Annotated in this window: 1 protein-coding gene; it reads left to right on the forward strand. The window is 64.7% G+C overall.

Going from position 1 to position 255, the window contains the following annotated elements:
- On the forward strand, positions 1 to 255 hold a 255-nt coding region (locus tag AAEY78_RS14035; protein WP_352340002.1), incomplete at both ends, for an aminotransferase class III-fold pyridoxal phosphate-dependent enzyme.

Consider the following 255-nt stretch of genomic DNA (forward strand, 5'->3'; position numbering starts at 1 on the left):
TGTTCGACGAGGCGGGGCGCAAGCTCGTCGACGGCGTCGCGGGCCTGTGGAACGTGAACGTCGGTCACAACCGCCAGGAAGTGAAGGACGCGATCGTGCGCCAGCTCGACGAACTCGAATACTTCCAGCTGTTCGACGGCATTTCGCATCCGCGCGCCGAGGAGTTGTCGAAGAAGGTGATCGACCTGCTCGAACCGGAAGGGATGCGCCGCGTGCTGTACAGCTCGGGCGGCTCCGATGCGATCGAGACCGCGC

It is taken from the genome of Psychrobacter sp. 16-MNA-CIBAN-0192 (genome assembly GCF_040309565.1).
Taxonomy (GTDB): Bacteria; Pseudomonadota; Gammaproteobacteria; order Pseudomonadales; family Moraxellaceae; genus Psychrobacter.